The sequence below is a fragment of the Streptosporangium sp. NPDC002607 genome (assembly GCF_053592655.1).
Genome location: NZ_JBSFWD010000009.1, coordinates 162,863 through 179,063, shown reverse-complemented (window position 1 = coordinate 179,063; position 16,201 = coordinate 162,863). Strand labels below are relative to the sequence as shown.

Genomic DNA, 16,201 nt, shown 5'->3' with positions numbered 1-16,201 from the left:
CGTCACCTGACATGCCCCTCGCCTCGATTCCCAGCCCCTCCCAGGGGGTCTGGTATCTGTTCGGCGTGGTCCCCATCCGGGCCTACGCACTGTGCATCGTGCTCGGCGTCGTCGTCGCGGTAGTCATCGGCGAGCGCCGCTGGCGTGCCCGCGGCGGTGAGCCGGGGACGATCGTGGATCTCGCCGTCTGGGCCGTGCCGTTCGGCCTGGTCGGTGGACGCCTCTATCACGTCATCACCGACTGGCAGCTCTACTTCGGGCCGGACGCACCCAACGAGCCGATCGAGGCGCTGTTCATCTGGAACGGCGGCCTGGGCATCTGGGGTGCCGTCGCACTGGGTGGAGTGGGTGTCTGGCTGGGGTGCCGCAACAGGGGCATCTCCCTGTCCGCGGTGGCCGACACCGTCGCCCCCGGGATCGCGGTGGCCCAGGCCATCGGCCGCTGGGGCAACTACTTCAACCAGGAGCTGTTCGGCAGCCCCACCGACCTGCCGTGGGGTCTGGAGATCGACCCCGACCGGCCGGGCACGGTGCCGGGCGAGGCCACCTACCACCCGGCGTTCCTGTACGAGTCGATCTGGGACCTGGGCCTGGCGCTGGTTCTCATCTGGGCAGGGCGCAAATTCGCGCTCCGCCACGCCCGCCTGTTCGCGCTCTACGTCGCCGGCTACACCGTGGGCCGCTTCTGGATCGAGGGGCTGCGGGTCGACAGCGCCCACCACATCCTCGGCCTGCGGCTCAACCAGTGGACCTCGATCATCCTGTTCATCGGGGCGCTGGCCTACTTCTGGTACGCCAGGAACAAGAGCAACGCCGAGCAGGTCCGTCCGCTGCCCGATCCGGCCGCCGAGCCCGTGCAGGGCGAGACAGCCGACACGGACAAGGGTGAGGCCGGGGCCGACACCGATGCCGAGCCGGTCATCACCCCGGCCGCCTCGGACGGGGAGGACACCGCCGACCCGGCTCACCCGTCCGGCCTGGCCGACCCCGACGAGAGCGGCGGCACGGCGAAGGAGGACGGTGAGCCGCGGCTCACCTCCGGCACGCTCACGGCCGACGACTCGGTCGATCCGGCCCACCCGTCCGACCTGGCCGACCAGGAGGAGAAAGGATCCCGGTGAGCGGCGACGACTCGGGGGGCCGCGCCGAGATGCACCACCGGCATCGCGACGTCAACGGCGGCTGGCTGCGGCCGTCGGTGTTCGGCGCGATGGACGGCCTCGTCTCGAACTTCGCCCTGATCGCCGGTGTCGCCGGCGGCACCGCCAGCACCACGGTCATCGTGCTGGCCGGGGTCGCGGGGCTGGCGGCGGGCGCGTTCTCCATGGCCGGGGGTGAGTACGTCTCGGTGGCCAGCCAGCGGGAACTCGCCCTGGCCGAGATCGATGTCGAGCGGCGCGAGCTTGAACGCCACCCCGAGGCCGAGCAGCAGGAGCTCGCCAAGCTCTACGAGGACCGGGGCGTCGAGCCCGCCGTGGCGGCCGAGGTGGCCCGGCAGATCTCGATGGACCCCGACCGGGCGCTCGAGGTGCACACCCAGGCCGAGCTGGGGGTCACCGCCCAGGATCTGCCCTCGCCCAGGATCGCCGCGATCTCCTCGTTCCTGTCGTTCGGCGTGGGCGCGCTCCTGCCGCTCCTGCCGTACCTGCTCGGGGTCACCAGCCTGGTGACCTCGGCGGTGATCTCCTGCCTGGCCCTGTTCGGCGCGGGCGCGCTGGTCTCCCGGGTCACCGCGCGCAGCTGGTGGTACAGCGGGCTGCGCCAGCTCCTCGTCGGCGCGGTCGCCGCGGCCCTGACCTTCGGCCTGGGCACCCTCCTGGGAGGGGTCGGACTGTGACCCCCCCGGCCGGCCCGCCCGCCACACCCGCGCGCAAGCGCCGCCGCACCTCCGCCAGGGCGCGGACCGAGGACATCACCCGGCTGGACGAGTGGGGGCTGACCCGGCCCCAGCAGCGGCTGCTGATGATCTTCGGGGCGGTGGCGGGCGTGCTGGTCGCCGCGGTCGCCCTCACCCTCGCGATCTCCGCGATCGGCAACGACTTCGTGCCCGAACGGGCCACCGCCTCGGTCATCGGCACCGAGCCGAGGCCCGACGTCTACAAGGGCTGGCCCTCCTCCAAGGTGTTCGCCCCGATCTCGCAGAGCAAGGCCGACCCCAAGCCGCTGACGGTCAAGGACCTCTTCGCCACCAGGACCCTCAAGGAGGGCAGGGTCACGCTGAGGCTGGCGGCCACCCGCCTGGAGGCCGGCTGTGCGATGGCGACCTGGGGGCAGGGGCTCGCCGACCTGCTCGCCCAGGGCGGGTGCACCCAGGTGGCCAGGGGCCTGTACGTCAGCGCGGACGGCCGCTACGTCGCGCAGTACACCCTGTTCAACCTCCGCGACACCGCCTCGGCCGACACGCTGGTGAACACGCTGACCACCCTGCACCGAGGCGGCTGGGTCCGGCCGCTCCAGGCGGGCAAGGCCGTCTTCCCCGCCGGGGGTCACACCGAGTCCAGCGGGCACGCCATGGGGCACTACGCGGGCCTGGTCTGGATCGGCAGGACCGACGGCGTCGATCCCGGGCCGAAGGACGACTTCGTCTCGCTGGCTCTGACGGTCCGCGGCGTGGAGAAGGCGATCTTCCGCCGCATCGTCGCCGCCTCCCCCGCGCCCGCCCCGTCCAAATAGTCCCCGCCGTCCCCGTGTCCGCCCCGGCTCAGTGGTCCCTGACGTCCCGCCTGTCGAAGTAAGCTCTTTCCCCATGCGCAAGTGGATCGCCGTCACCGTCGCCGTGCTGGTCGTGGTCGCCGGGGTGGCGGCCTTCCTCCTGCTGGGGGGCAGGCCCGACCCGCGCGCCGCCGTCCTTCGCGCGGAGCCCAGTACGGCCCACTACGCGCCCATCGCGACCCGCGCCCTCGACCCCCAGCCGCTGACCGTCGCCGAGATGTTCCCCGGCCCCTCGGTGTCGGCGGGCACGACCAGGCTCGCGCTCAAGACCACCGAGACCCTCGCCGACTGCGCCGAGGCGGCCTGGGGGAGCGCGCTGGACGCGCTTGACGGGTGCACGCAGGTGCTGCGGGCCCGCTACGAGACCGAGGACGGCGAGGTCTCCGGCCAGTTCCTGATTTTCAACCTCGCGGACTCCGCCGCCGCGGACAGACTCGTGGCGGCGCTCAGGAGTGACGGCTTCGTCCGGCCCGCTCCCGACACGCCCGAGGGTTTCGACGGCTCACGCAGCTGGGCACAGGCCCGTGCCCTGGGGCATTACGCCACGGTGAGCTGGGTCGCCCCGGTGGTCGAGGGGGGTCAGGTGGATCTCACCTACCCGCAGGTCGCCGTGGACGGCCTCAGCCTGGCGATCCAGCGCCGGCTGGTGCGCTGAGGGAGCTCTCCACCGCGGCCCGGAGCTCCAGTAGCCGGTGGGCGGGCAGTTCGAGGACCGTGACGTCGTCCGCCCACGGGGCGACGGCGGCGATGACCGCCCTGGCCTGCTTCTTCGTCAACTCGCCCCTGACCTTGATCAGGGCCTCGCGCCAGGTGTTGGCGAGCTTGCCGTGCGCGTTGTCCAGGACGCGGCGCAGGATCCGGGCCGTGTCGTCCTGGTGAGGCGTCGTCCGTACGGCGCGTACGGACGTGCCCTCGACGGTGAGGTCGTAGACGGGGGCGAGCAGGTCGGCGGGGAGGTTTCCGGGGGCGGCGGCCAGGGTGACCCGGACCTCCCCGGCGCGGGTGGCCAGCAGCAGCCGGGGCAGCGCGGCCTCCAGCCCGGCCGGTACGGAGATCGCCACCCTGGCCGGGGCACTGGCGTAGGGTTTGGCCAGCCAGGTCGCCAGGCGCGCCCTGGGGGCTCTGGGCAGCACCTCGCGGGGCCACTCGCCCACCAGCACCTCCGGGACGAACCCGCCCTCGAAACCGGCTGCGGAGGCCACCGTGGAGTCCACAGTGGAGGTCACAGTGGACTCCACGGACTGGGGACCCTGCGTGTAGATGGCGGTGCCGGAGGAGTCGGTGCGGGCGGCCGCGGCCGGCCAGGTCCTCGTGGTGGGGCGCAGGACGTACAGGTCGGCGGCCGAGCCGATGGCCTCGGCGCCGAGGTAGCGGTTGAAGTCGGGGTAGATCGCCTCGTTGACCAGGTTGAGCTGGGACAGGGCCTGCTGCACCTTGAGGGCGAGCGCGGGGGTGCGCTCGCTCGCGCCGTACGCCAGCATGATCCGGCCCTGCTCGCGGTCGCGCAGCCCCTCCGCGCAGCGGGCGACGAACAGCCCGACCCCCTCGGGGGTGTAGGGCGGGTCGGTGATCGCCAGATCGGCCCAGGCCTGCGTGGAGGCGGGCAGTCCCAGGCGCAGGTCGGCCCAGCGGGTCCGCACGGCCAGCCCGAGCCGGTCGGCCTGGCCGGCGATGTAGGCCAGGATGCGCTCGTCGACGTCGACGACCGTCACCTCGACGCCGGGGTGCAGCATCGCGGTGGCCAGCGAGGTCAGGTCGTGGTCGCCCACGCACAGCAGCCGGGCGCCGTCCAGCCAGAACCGGGCGTCCAGCAGCAGCGCCCGCCGGACCACGGTGTCGCCGGTCGCGGCGACGTGGTCCAGCGTGTGGCGGCCCCGGGGGGCCTTGGCGATCAGCTCGTCCATCCGCGCGACCAGTTCCGCCCGGTCGGAAAGGAGGTGCGCCACCGGGTCGGCCGGTGCGAGGGTGCTCACCTCCTGCCCGGCCCAGTGGGCGGGAAGCCTGAAGCGGTCGCCGGAGCGTTCCAGCTCCCCGTCCACCTCGCGCAGCAGCGCCTCGATGGTCCGCCGCGACGTCGCGGTCCGCCTGACCAGGTCGGCGAGAGTCCACCAGCGGCCGTCGCCCAGCGCGGCCAGCGCGATCCTCAGCCGCCTGCCGTCGACGCCCAGCCGGGCGACGAGCGCCCTGACCCCCTCGTGGGCGGCCGGGCCGCCCGGCACCTCCGACACGCCCGGGGTGTGCGCGGTTCCGGTGTTTGTCAGGCCGGTGTGGTCGCCCGATTCGGCGGGGGCGCTCGGTTCCATTCGGCCACCTTAAAGCCCGGACCTGGAATGTCGTGCCATCAGCGCGTGTTAAACAAACCGGGCGAATCGGTGCCAAATAGGTGTGACCTGACCGGGTAGGCCGGTATCCGGCAGGGTACGGTAACCTCTACCCACCACGCAGCAGGGCCAACGTCGTCCCTTGCTTGTTCCAAAGAAGCAAGACGACGGGAGGGATTCGATGCCCGCTGCCCACCTCGGCTTTCCCGAGCCCCAGGGCCTGTACCACCCCTCGCACGAGCACGACGCCTGTGGCGTCGCCATGGTCGCGGACGTGGCCGGTCGCCGCAGCCACGACATCGTCGCGAAGGCACTGACCGCCCTGTGCAACCTCGATCACCGAGGAGCCCAGGGAAGCGAGCCGGACACCGGCGACGGCGCCGGGATCCTGACGCAGATCCCCGACACCTTCTTCCGCACGGTGGTGGGCTTCCCCCTGCCCGTGGCGGGCGCCTACGCCGTCGGCACGGCCTTCCTGCCCGCCGACGCGCCGGCCCGCGCCGGGGCGGTGCGGCTGATCGAGGAGATCGCCGAGCAGGAGGGCCTGACGGTCATCGGCTGGCGCGACGTGCCGACCACCCCCGACCTGCCCGGGCCGAGCGCCCGCGCGGTGATGCCGTTCTTCGGCCAGCTGTTCGTGACGTCCCCCAACGGCGAGACCGGCCTGGAGCTGGACCGGCTGGCCTTCTGCCTGCGCAAGCGGGCCGAGCACGAGGCGAACGTCTACTTCCCCTCGCTGAGCTGCCGGACCATCGTCTACAAGGGCATGCTCACCCCGCTGCAGGTCGAGCAGTTCTTCCCCGACCTCAGCGACGAGCGCTACGAGACCGCGATCTCGCTGGTCCACTCGCGTTTCTCCACCAACACCTTCCCCTCATGGCCGCTGGCGCACCCGTACCGCTACATCGCCCACAACGGTGAGATCAACACGGTCAAGGGCAACCGCAACTGGATGCGGGCCCGCGAGGCCATGCTGCGGACCGCGAACCTGCCGGGAGACCTGTCGCGGCTCTTCCCGATCTGCGACCCGGCCGGCTCCGACACCGCCTCCTTCGACGAGACCCTGGAACTCCTGCACCTCGCCGGGCGCCGGCTGCCGCACGCGGTGCTGATGATGATCCCCGAGGCGTGGGAGAACCACACCGAGATGGACCCCGCCCGGCGGGCGTTCTACGAGTTCCACTCCACCCTCATGGAGGCCTGGGACGGCCCGGCCTCGATCACCTTCTCCGACGGCACCCTGGTCGGCGCGGTACTCGACCGCAACGGCCTGCGCCCGGGGCGGTTCTGGGTCACCACCGACGGCCTGGTCGTGCTGGCCTCCGAGGCCGGCGTGCTCGACATCGCCCCCGAGGACGTGGTCCGCAAGGGCCGCCTGCAGCCCGGCAAGATGTTCCTGATCGACACCGAGCTCGGCAAGATCATCGAGGACGACGAGATCAAGGCCGAGCTGGCGGCCGAGCTGCCGTACGCGGACTGGCTGCACGCCGGGCTGGTCCGCTTCGAGGAACTGCCCGCCCGCTCGCACGAGGTCCCGACGCACGAGGCACTGATCAAGCGGCAGCAGACCTTCGGCTACACCGAGGAGGAGCTGCGGATCATCCTGGCGCCGATGGCCAGGGCGGGCGCCGAGCCGATCGGCTCGATGGGCACCGACACCCCCGTCGCGGTGCTCAGCGAGAAGCCCCGGCTGCTGTTCGACTACTTCAGCCAGTTGTTCGCGCAGGTCACCAACCCGCCGCTGGACGCGATCCGGGAGGAGCTCGTCACCTCCCTGGCCACCACCATCGGCCCCGAGGGCAACCTGCTCGACCCGGGCCCGGCCTCCTGCCGCCAGCTGGTGCTGCCCTACCCGGTGATCGACAACGACGAGCTCGCGAAGATCATCCACATCAACGACGAGGGCGCGCTGCCGGGCTTTCGCCCGCACGTGGTCCGTGGCCTGTACGAGGTCGCGGGCGGTGGCGAGGCACTGCTCGGCCGCATCGAGGAGATCCGCGCCGAGGTCTCCGAGGCGATCGAGAGCGGGGCGCGGATCATCGTCCTCTCCGACCGGGCCTCCTCCGACGTGCTGGCGCCGATCCCGTCGCTGCTGCTCACCGGTGCCGTCCACCACCACCTGATCGCCGAGAAGACCCGCACCAGGGTCGGCCTGGTCATCGAGACCGGCGAGGCGCGCGAGGCGCACCACATGGCGCTGCTCATCGGCTACGGCGCGGGTGCGGTCAACCCGTACCTGGCCATCGAGACCGTCGAGGACATGGTCGACTCCGGTGTGCTGCGGGTCGACAGGCACAAGGCCGTGCGCAACCTCATCAAGGCGTACGGCAAGGGCGTGCTGAAGGTCATGTCCAAGATGGGGGTGTCCACCGTCGCCTCCTACACCGGTGCGCAGATCTTCGAGGCGCTCGGCCTGAGCCAGGAGGTCGTCGACGCCTGCTTCACCGGGACCACCTCCCGGCTGGGCGGTGTCGGCTTCGACGTCCTCGCCGAGGAGGCGGCGCTGCGCCACCTGCGCGCCTACCCCCGGGCCGAGAACGCCCACCGCCGCCTGGAGGTCGGCGGCGAGTACCAGTGGCGCCGCGAGGGCGAGCCGCACCTGTTCAACCCCGAGACCGTCTTCAAGCTGCAGCACGCCACCCGCTCGCGCCGCTACGAGATCTTCAAGGAGTACACCGGCCTGGTGGACTCCCAGGCGGAGCGGCTGATGACGCTGCGGGGCCTGTTCAAGCTGAAGGAGGGGGTCCGCGAGCCGGTGCCGATCGACGAGGTCGAGCCGGTCAGCGAGATCGTCAAGCGGTTCTCCACCGGCGCCATGTCGTACGGCTCCATCTCGATGGAGGCGCACGAGACACTCGCCATCGCGATGAACCGGCTGGGCGGCAAGTCCAACACCGGTGAGGGCGGCGAGGACCCCGAGCGGCTCCACGACCCGGTCCGCCGCTCGGCCATCAAGCAGGTGGCCTCCGGCCGGTTCGGCGTGACGTCGGAGTACCTGGTCAACGCCGACGACCTGCAGATCAAGATGGCCCAGGGCGCCAAGCCCGGCGAGGGCGGCCAGCTGCCCGGCCACAAGGTCTACCCGTGGATCGCCAAGACCCGGCACTCCACCCCGGGCGTCGGTCTCATCTCGCCGCCGCCGCACCACGACATCTACTCCATCGAGGACCTCGCCCAGCTCATCCACGACCTGAAGAACGCCAACCCCGCCGCCCGCGTGCACGTCAAGCTGGTGGCCGAGGTCGGCGTCGGAACGGTCGCGGCGGGCGTGTCCAAGGCCCACGCCGACGTCGTGCTCATCTCCGGCCACGACGGCGGCACCGGTGCCTCCCCGCTGACCTCGCTCAAGCACGCGGGCGCCCCCTGGGAGCTCGGACTGGCCGAGACCCAGCAGACGCTGCTGCTCAACGGCCTGCGCGACCGGATCACCGTCCAGGTCGACGGCCAGCTCAAGACCGGCCGCGACGTGGTCATCGCCGCGCTGCTCGGCGCCGAGGAGTACGGCTTCGCCACGGCACCCCTGGTCGTCTCCGGCTGCGTGATGATGCGCGTCTGCCACCTGGACACCTGCCCGGTCGGCGTCGCCACCCAGAACCCCGAGCTGCGCAAGAGGTTCACCGGCAAGCCCGAGTTCGTGGTCAACTTCTTCGAGTTCGTCGCCGAGGAGATCCGCGAGTATCTCGCCGCGCTGGGCTTCCGCAGCCTGGAGGAGGCCGTCGGCCACGCCGAGCTGCTGGACACCACCTCGGCGGAGAACCACTGGAAGGCCGCGGGTCTTGACCTGGCACCGATCCTGCACCAGCCCGAGTTGCCCGCCGGCGCCTCGCTCCGCCGCGTGGTGGGGCAGGACCACGGACTGGCGAGGGCGCTGGACAACACGCTGATCCAGCTCGCGGAGGGCGCGCTCAAGGACGGTTCCCGGGTCACCCTCGAACTGCCCATCCGCAACGTCAACCGCACCGTCGGAACCATGCTCGGTCATGAGGTGACCAAGCGGTACGGCGGCGCCGGCCTGCCCGACAACACCATCGACGTGCGCTTCACCGGATCCGCGGGCAACTCCTTCGGCGCCTTCCTGCCCAGGGGCGTCACGCTGCGGCTGACCGGCGACGCCAACGACTACGTCGGCAAGGGCCTGTCCGGCGGCCGGATCTCGGTCCAGCCGCACGAGGCGGCCCCGCTGGAGGGGCACATCATCGCCGGCAACGTCGGCCTGTACGGCGCGACCTCCGGCGAGGCGTTCATCCGCGGCGTCGTGGGGGAGCGGTTCTGCGTCCGCAACTCCGGCGCCACCGCGGTGGTCGAGGGCGTCGGCGACCACGGCTGCGAGTACATGACCGGCGGCAAGGCGGTCATCCTCGGTCCGACCGGCCGCAACTTCGCGGCCGGCATGTCGGGCGGCGTCGCCTACCTGCTCGACCCCGACGTCGAGCGGGTCAACCGCGAGATGGTGGAGATCGAGGAGCTCGACGAGGCCGACTCCGAGACGCTGCGCGAGATCGTCGAGGCGCACCTGGCCGAGACCGGCTCCACGGTGGCCAAGGCGCTGCTGGCCGACTGGGACCCGTCCCGCTTCGGCAAGATCATGCCGACGGACTACAAGCGGGTCCTGCGGGCCGCCGAGTCCGCCCGGCTGGAGGGCCGCGACATCGACGAGGCGGTCATGACCGCCGCGGTCCAGGGGTGAGGCCGATGTCCACGCGCACCCCGGCCGGGAACCCCCGGCGACTCGTCCACACCGCTCAGGCTGTTCAGGGATAAGGGAGGTACGACCGATGGCCGACCCCAAGGGTTTCCTCACTCACGGACGAGAGCTGCCGACGCGCCGCCCGGTGGACGTCCGCATCCGCGACTGGCGGGAGGTCTACGAGGACTTCCCCAAGCCCGCGCTGACCAAGCAGGCGGCGCGATGCATGGACTGCGGCATCCCGTTCTGCCACAACGGCTGCCCGCTGGGCAACCTGATCCCCGAGTGGAACGACCTGGTCTACCGGGACGACTGGCAGGAGGCCATCGAGCGCCTGCACGCCACCAACAACTTCCCGGAGTTCACCGGCCGCCTGTGCCCGGCTCCGTGCGAGGCGGCGTGCGTGCTCGGTATCAACTCCGACCCGGTCGCGATCAAGCGGGTCGAGGTCGAGATCATCGACCGCGCCTTCGACGAGGGCTGGGTCACCCCCCAGCTCCCCGCCTCGAAGACCGGTAAGCGGGTCGCGGTCGTCGGCTCGGGCCCCGCGGGCCTGGCCGCCGCGCAGCAGCTCACCCGCGCCGGGCACGACGTGGTGGTGTTCGAGCGCGCCGACCGGATCGGCGGCCTGCTCCGCTACGGCATTCCCGAGTTCAAGATGGAGAAGCGGCACATCGACCGCCGGCTCGCCCAGATGCGGGCCGAGGGCACCGAGTTCCGTACCGGCGTCAACGTCGGAGTCGACATCACGGCGGCGCGGCTGCGTGCGGAGTTCGACGCGATCGTGCTGGCCGGCGGCGCGACCCAGTGGCGGGACCTGCCCGTCGCCGGGCGTGACCTGAAGGGCATCTACCAGGCGATGGAGTTCCTGCCGCCCTCCAACAAGGTCCAGGAGGGGGACTTCCCGGTCTCGCCGATCAGCGCCGAGGGCAAGCACGTCGTCGTGATCGGCGGCGGCGACACCGGCGCCGACTGCATCGGCACCGCGATCCGGCAGGGGGCCGCCTCGGTCACCCAGCTGGAGATCATGCCCCAGCCTCCGGCGGAGCGCCCCGGCAGCCAGCCGTGGCCCACCTTCCCCATCCTGTTCAAGATGGAGAGCGCCCACGAGGAACTGGCCGACGGCGGCGGCGACCGGGTCTACGCGGTCTCCACCACCGAGTTCGTCGGCGACGCCGACGGCAACGTCAGGGCGCTGCGCCTGGTCGAGGTGGAGGGTCCCGGCAGCGGGTTCAAGCCGGTGCCCGGCTCAGCGCGGGAGATCCCCGCCGAGCTGGTCACCCTGTCGATGGGCTTCGTGGGACCGGAGAAGAAGGGCCTGCTCACCGAGCTCGCCGAGGTCGCCGAGGGCGAGTTCTTCGACGCCAGGGGCAACGTCGCCAGGGACAGGGGTTACATGTCCTCGGTCGACGGCGTCTTCGTCGCCGGGGACATGGGCCGCGGCCAGTCCCTGATCGTGTGGGCGATCGCCGAGGGCCGCTCGGCCGCCTCGGCCGCGGACCGCTACCTCACCGGCCAGACGGCCCTGCCGGTGGCGATCCCGCCGACCGCGAGGCCACTGGTCTGAGCACAGCCGGTCTGAACACTGAGTAGGTTGTATTTGGTCCGTGTATGTCACGGCCGGTATGAGCACGTCACAGCGTTCCCGGGTGCGGCGCCGCCCGCCGCACCCGGGAACGCCGTGTGCACCGGCTGTTTCACTGACCCCTTCACGGAAAAATGCGTAGAGCGGATGTTGAGTTCGCTTTGTCGCGCGTACCGCTGAAGGATAAATTTTCGTGATCAGGCCAGGTGCGGAGGATCGATGAGACGCGGGATCAGAAGCCTGACGGGCGCGGGAACGGTTCTCGCCCTGGCGGCCACTCTCACGGCGGGAGCCCTGGACGGCGGGGTCACCACGGTCGCGAGCCAGGCCCGCGAGTACCTGGTCTTCTACGCCGACGGCGCCCACGACCGCGCGATCGACGCGATCGACGCGAGCGGCGGCACCGCGCTGTCCACGGAGACGAGGCTCGGCTACGTCGTCGCCAGCGGCCCAGGCTCCCGGTTCGTGGAGAACCTCGCCGGCAGCGACGCCGTCGTGGGCGTCTCCTCCGACCGCAGGATCGGCTCCACCACCGCGATCCCCGGGACAGGAGCCCCCGCGGCCCTCGGGCAGAGCGGTACTCCAGGCATCCGGGAGACCGGAATCGGCGCACCGGAGCCGCTGGCCGAACGCCAGTGGGACATGAAGATGATCGGCGCCACCGCGGACGGCTCCCACGCCACCGCCCCCGGCAGCAAGAAGGTGCTGGTCGGCGTCATCGACACCGGCATCGACGGCAGGCACCCCGACATCGCCCCCAACTTCAGCTACGCCCTGAGCCGCAACTTCGTGACCGACCGGCCCAAGGACCCCAACGGCAAGCTCCTCGACGGGCCCTGCGAGTTCAAGGACTGCAAGGACCCGGTCGACTGGGACGACGACGGCCACGGCACCCACGTGGCCAGCACCATCGCCTCGCCGGTCAACGGCCGGGGCGTCGCCGGAGTCGCCCCCGGGGTCACCCTGGTGAACCTGCGCGCCGGCCAGGACTCCGGCATGTTCTTCCTCAAGCCCAGCATCGAGGCGCTCACCTACGCCGCGGACGCCGGGATCGACGTGGTCAACATGAGCTTCTACGTCGACCCGTGGCTGTTCAACTGCAAGGCCAACCCCGCCGACTCCAAGGCCGAGCAACTGGAGCAGCGCGGCATCATCACCGGCATGCAGCGCGCCCTCGACTACGCCCGCAAGCGGGGCGTCACCCTCATCAGCGCCCTCGGCAACGGCTCCACCGACCTCGGCAGGCCCAAGACCGACAAGACCAGCCCCGACTATCCCAAGGAGACCGAGCGCACCCGCAAGATCGACAACTCCTGCCTCAACATCCCGGCCGAGTCCGAGGGCGTCATCTCGGTCTCCGCGGTCGGCCCGAGCAAGCGCAAGGCCTACTACTCCGACTACGGCGTCGAGCAGACCGACCTGTCGGCACCCGGCGGTGACGAGTTCGACGGCGGCCCCTCCTACGACACCACCAGGGGCATCCTGGCCGCCGCCCCGGAGTACGCACTGCGGGCCAAGGGACGGATCAGCGCCGACGGCACGCCGAAGGACACGTCGATCATTCGGGAGTGCCGCGACAACGTCTGCGCCTACTACCAGTACCTGGTCGGCACCTCCATGGCCGCCCCGCACGCCACCGGCGTGGCCGCCATCCTGATCAGCCGCTTCGGCAAGCCGGACAAGAGCGGCCTCACCATGCCTCCCGGCGACGTCCAGCGCCTGCTGTACGCCACCGCCACGAGCGAGGCCTGCCCCTCGCCCCGCAAGTACGTCTACAAGATCGACCTCTTGGCGGACGAGGTTCACAAGTGCGAGGGTTCGAAGGCGCACAACGGCTTCTACGGCCACGGCATCGTCAACGCCGCCAAGGCGGCCTCCGTCACCCCCTGAGGGCTTCACCAGGGCCCAGGTCCGTCCCACCCGCTGAGGCTCCGGCCCGGAGGGACGCACCTGGCCGTCAGGTGCCGCACCGATAGAGATCGGTGACGTCCTCCAGGTCGACCCGGGCGCAGCTCTCCTGGATCCAGGAGAGCCGGGGGTCGGCGTCGGCCCCCTGGCCGGTGAAGCCGGAAAGCTGGACGAACCGCAGGTCGCCCGCCGCCACCAGGCTCCGCAGTTCCGCCAGGTTCACCGCCTGGTCCGTGGCGTTGTAGCCGCCCATCGCGACCACGTCCTCGCCCGTCGCGATGATGTAGGGCGCGGCGCCGGTCGCGGAGAGCGTGGCGAGCAGGATCCGGGCACCGTCCCGGTTGGCCCTGACGTGGTCCAGCACGCGTTGCCGGTCGGCGGTCAGGGTTCCGGTGGAGACCCCCCAATCTGACAGCCCACCCCCCGTACCCCGGCGCCCGCCCCCGCCCGGCGCGAACGCCCCTCCGCCGTCCCTCCCGTCCGAGCCCGTACCGTCCTGCCGGGTCCCGTCGGGGCCGGTGCCGCCGGGACTCGCGCCGCCCCGTCCCGACAGGCCGCGGCTCGCGCCGGGGCCACCCCTGCCGGGCCCCGTACCGCCACCGCCGGAACCCGTCTCCGGTCCGGCGGTCGGGTTCACCCCGCCCATGCCACCGGGGCCGTCGAGGGGTTCGGCCGCCGACCACGCGGCGGGGGCGGCGAGCAGGGCGACCGCCGCCAGTACCGACGCGACCGTCGCGGTCCGCATCGCCCGGCGGCGGAACGCGCGCAGCAGGACCCGGCCCGCCAGCAGCCCCGCCACCCCCAGCGCCCCGGCCGCCGCCACCGCCGGGGACAGCCACGCCGCCCAGTCGGGTGTCCGCCGCACCAGAACGACGGACCACAGGGCCGTCGACCCCACCGCCACCGGCAGCAGCGCCCACGCCGCGCCCACCGGCCGCAGGTACAGCCGCCACATGGTCACCGCCCCCGCGCCGCTCAGCGCCGCCACCGCCGGCCCCAGCTGCGTCGTGTAGTACGGGTGGAAGATGCCCTCGGCGAAGCTGAAGACGGCCCAGCACAGCACCAGCCAGCCGCCCCACAGGACCCACCCCGCCCGAGTCGCCCCGATGGCCGCCGCACCGGGCCGCCCCTGCTCGCCCGGACCGGTCAGCCGTCCTCTCGTGACGTCCATGACGATCGCCGAGACCAGGGCCACCGCGCAGAACGGCAGCAGCCAGCTGATCTGCCCGGCCACCTGGTCGTTGAAGAGCCGGCCCCAGCCGGGATCCCCGCCCATGCTCGGCCCCGCGTTGCCCAGCCCCGTCCCGGCACCGTCGCGCGTCCCCAGCACCCGGCCCAGGCCGTTGTAGCCGACCACCAGGTCCCAGGCGCTGCCGTCCCTGCTGCCCCCGACGTACGGCTTGGCGCCCGGCCACAGGTCCACCGCGGCCACCCACGCCGTCGACGTCATCAGCATGACCGCACCCGCGGCGACCAGATGCCGCAGCCTTCTCGGTGAAGGCTCCGCGACCAGGTAGGCGCCGAGCAGCGCGGGGGCCACCACCCACGCCTGCAGCATCTTCGTGGTGAACGCCAGGCCCACCAGCGCGCCCGCCGAAAGGAGCCACGCCAGAGGCCGCCCCCGGCCACCTCGCGCACCGGAGGGCCCGACGGCCACGCCCTCCGCCGTCGGCCCGGCCACCGGTCCTGCCGTGCCGGTGTGACCCGCGCCCGCGGTGACGGCCCGGGTCACCGCGTAGGCGGCGCAGACCAGCAGCAGCACCAGCAGCGTGTCCGGGTTGTCGTTGCGGTTCACCGCCACCGTGATCGGCGTCAGGGCCAGCACCAGGGCAGAGATCGACGCCGCGGCGGGGCCGGCCCAGCGCAGTACGGCCCTGTGCAGCACGGCGACGGCCAGCACCCCCTCCACCGCCTGCGGCATGATCAGCGCCCAGCCGTGGTAGCCGAAGACCCGCACCGACAGCGCCTGCACCCACAGCGCTCCCGGGGGCTTGTCCACGGTGGAGACGCCCAGCGGGTCGAACGCGCCGAAGAAGAAGTTCGACCAGCTCCGGCTCATCGAACGGGCGGCGGCCGCGTAGTAGGAGTTGCCGTACCCGATCGAGTCGAGTGCCCAGCCGTACAGCACACCGCCGAGCACACACGCCGCGACCAGCGCCCACCTCGACCACCGCGGTTCTCTGCGCACATCCATGGCCACACCCTGCGGAAACCAGCTCAATGCCCGCTTGGCGTCCGATGAGGATCCGATGAGAACGCCGGCCGCGGGGGCGGGCTCCGGAGGGGCTTCCCGGCGGAAACTGTGCCCCGTTATGTTCGTTTTGTCACGTTCAAAAGAGGATCAACAGGTGGGTGGAGCGGTCAGGCCGGGGAAGGAGAACGGTTCTCCGGCTCCATCTCGTCACTGTGAGGATCCATGAGACTTCTAGCGCGCCCACACCAGCTTCCACCCCGAACCGCCGCCGGTGTGTTCATCCTGAACTCGGGGCTGAGCAAGTGGTCCGCCGACGAGGAGATCGCCGCGGGGGTCCACGGGATGGCGGTGGGGACCTACCCGTTCCTCAAGAACATCAAAGCGACGCGGTTCGTGAAACTGCTCTCCACCGCGGAGATCGCCCTGGGCACGGCACTGCTGGTCCCCGTGGTGCCCTCGCTGCTGGCGGGCGCCGGGCTGACCGCCTTCGCCGGAGGGCTGCTCGGGCTCTACCTCAAGACACCGGGCATGCGGGAGGAAGACAGCCTGCGCCCCACCCAGCAGGGCATCGTCCTGGCCAAGGACGTCTGGCTGCTGGGCATCGGCGCCGGACTGGTCGTGGAGGAACTCGTCTACGAGTGACCCGCGCCTCCGTCCCGTCCGGTCCGTCCCGTCCGGGGAGCAGGGCCGAACCGAGGGGTCTCCGACACCCGCGCTGTGGAACCTGAGGCCGCCAGGGGAGCGACTCGTGTACCTGATGAGAAAGATCGCGGTGCGGGTGACGTGCGGGGCGA

10 protein-coding genes are annotated in these 16,201 nt (G+C 71.7%); 8 read left to right on the top strand and 2 right to left on the bottom strand.

Features of this window, described 5'->3' with window-relative positions:
* Positions 1 to 11 precede the first annotated feature (11 nt).
* From lgt to ACWD3H_RS13670, 4 genes are all read left to right on the top strand, one after another.
* Entirely contained in the window at positions 12 to 1,121 is a 1,110-nt protein-coding gene (lgt, locus tag ACWD3H_RS13685) for a prolipoprotein diacylglyceryl transferase (protein WP_451955175.1), read from the top strand.
* Entirely contained in the window at positions 1,118 to 1,837 is a 720-nt protein-coding gene (locus tag ACWD3H_RS13680; protein WP_451955174.1) for a VIT1/CCC1 transporter family protein, read from the top strand. The genes lgt and ACWD3H_RS13680 overlap by 4 nt, the downstream gene beginning before the upstream one ends.
* The gene (locus tag ACWD3H_RS13675; RefSeq protein WP_451955173.1) at positions 1,834 to 2,673 is read left to right on the top strand and encodes a hypothetical protein; all 840 of its coding nucleotides are present in this window, start codon (positions 1,834 to 1,836) and stop codon (positions 2,671 to 2,673) included. Before ACWD3H_RS13680 ends, ACWD3H_RS13675 begins: the two co-directional genes overlap by 4 nt.
* A 73-nt stretch (positions 2,674 to 2,746) precedes the next feature.
* Complete coding sequence (locus ACWD3H_RS13670) at positions 2,747 to 3,367, top strand: hypothetical protein (RefSeq protein ID WP_350965323.1); 621 nt, start codon at positions 2,747 to 2,749, stop codon at positions 3,365 to 3,367.
* Here the strand turns inward: ACWD3H_RS13670 and ACWD3H_RS13665 are convergent.
* A complete protein-coding gene (locus ACWD3H_RS13665) occupies positions 3,333 to 5,015 on the bottom strand; it encodes a bis-aminopropyl spermidine synthase family protein (RefSeq protein WP_451955172.1) in 1,683 nt (560 codons plus the stop codon). The two genes, ACWD3H_RS13670 and ACWD3H_RS13665, sit on opposite strands and share 35 nt — an antisense overlap.
* 199 nt (positions 5,016 to 5,214) lie before the next feature.
* Between ACWD3H_RS13665 and gltB the strand changes: the two genes are divergently transcribed.
* From gltB to ACWD3H_RS13650, 3 genes are all read left to right on the top strand, one after another.
* Positions 5,215 to 9,720: a glutamate synthase large subunit gene (gene gltB, locus ACWD3H_RS13660; RefSeq protein WP_451955171.1), complete on the top strand. Its 4,506-nt coding sequence runs from the start codon at positions 5,215 to 5,217 to the stop codon at positions 9,718 to 9,720.
* 88 nt (positions 9,721 to 9,808) lie between these two features.
* Positions 9,809 to 11,287: a glutamate synthase subunit beta gene (locus ACWD3H_RS13655; RefSeq protein ID WP_355559893.1), complete on the top strand. Its 1,479-nt coding sequence runs from the start codon at positions 9,809 to 9,811 to the stop codon at positions 11,285 to 11,287.
* 237 nt (positions 11,288 to 11,524) lie between these two features.
* Positions 11,525 to 13,195, top strand: coding sequence for a S8 family peptidase (locus ACWD3H_RS13650; protein ID WP_451955170.1), 1,671 nt, complete (start codon positions 11,525 to 11,527; stop codon positions 13,193 to 13,195).
* A 67-nt stretch (positions 13,196 to 13,262) separates the two neighbouring features.
* Here ACWD3H_RS13650 and ACWD3H_RS13645 read toward each other — a convergent pair whose 3' ends face one another.
* Positions 13,263 to 15,407 carry an ArnT family glycosyltransferase gene (locus tag ACWD3H_RS13645; RefSeq protein ID WP_451955169.1) on the bottom strand — a complete coding sequence of 715 codons (2,145 nt, stop codon included), beginning with the start codon at positions 15,405 to 15,407 and terminating at the stop codon, positions 13,263 to 13,265.
* Positions 15,408 to 15,629: 222 nt separating this feature from the next.
* Between ACWD3H_RS13645 and ACWD3H_RS13640 the strand changes: the two genes are divergently transcribed.
* Entirely contained in the window at positions 15,630 to 16,049 is a 420-nt protein-coding gene (locus ACWD3H_RS13640) for a hypothetical protein (RefSeq protein ID WP_451955168.1), read from the top strand.
* The last annotated feature ends 152 nt before the right edge of the window (positions 16,050 to 16,201 follow it).

Bases quoted from the DNA above. Each gene is read 5' to 3' on its own strand.
- ACWD3H_RS13670 (WP_350965323.1), top strand. From the start codon at position 2,747: ATGCGCAAGTGGATCGCCGTCACCGTCGCCGTGCTGGTCGTGGTCGCC.
- ACWD3H_RS13650 (WP_451955170.1), top strand. From the start codon at position 11,525: ATGAGACGCGGGATCAGAAGCCTGACGGGCGCGGGAACGGTTCTCGCC.
- ACWD3H_RS13655 (WP_355559893.1), top strand. From the start codon at position 9,809: ATGGCCGACCCCAAGGGTTTCCTCACTCACGGACGAGAGCTGCCGACG.
- ACWD3H_RS13640 (WP_451955168.1), top strand. From the start codon at position 15,630: ATGAGACTTCTAGCGCGCCCACACCAGCTTCCACCCCGAACCGCCGCC.
- gltB (WP_451955171.1), top strand. From the start codon at position 5,215: ATGCCCGCTGCCCACCTCGGCTTTCCCGAGCCCCAGGGCCTGTACCAC.
- ACWD3H_RS13645 (WP_451955169.1), bottom strand. From the start codon at position 15,407: ATGGATGTGCGCAGAGAACCGCGGTGGTCGAGGTGGGCGCTGGTCGCG.
- ACWD3H_RS13665 (WP_451955172.1), bottom strand. From the start codon at position 5,015: ATGGAACCGAGCGCCCCCGCCGAATCGGGCGACCACACCGGCCTGACA.
- lgt (WP_451955175.1), top strand. From the start codon at position 12: ATGCCCCTCGCCTCGATTCCCAGCCCCTCCCAGGGGGTCTGGTATCTG.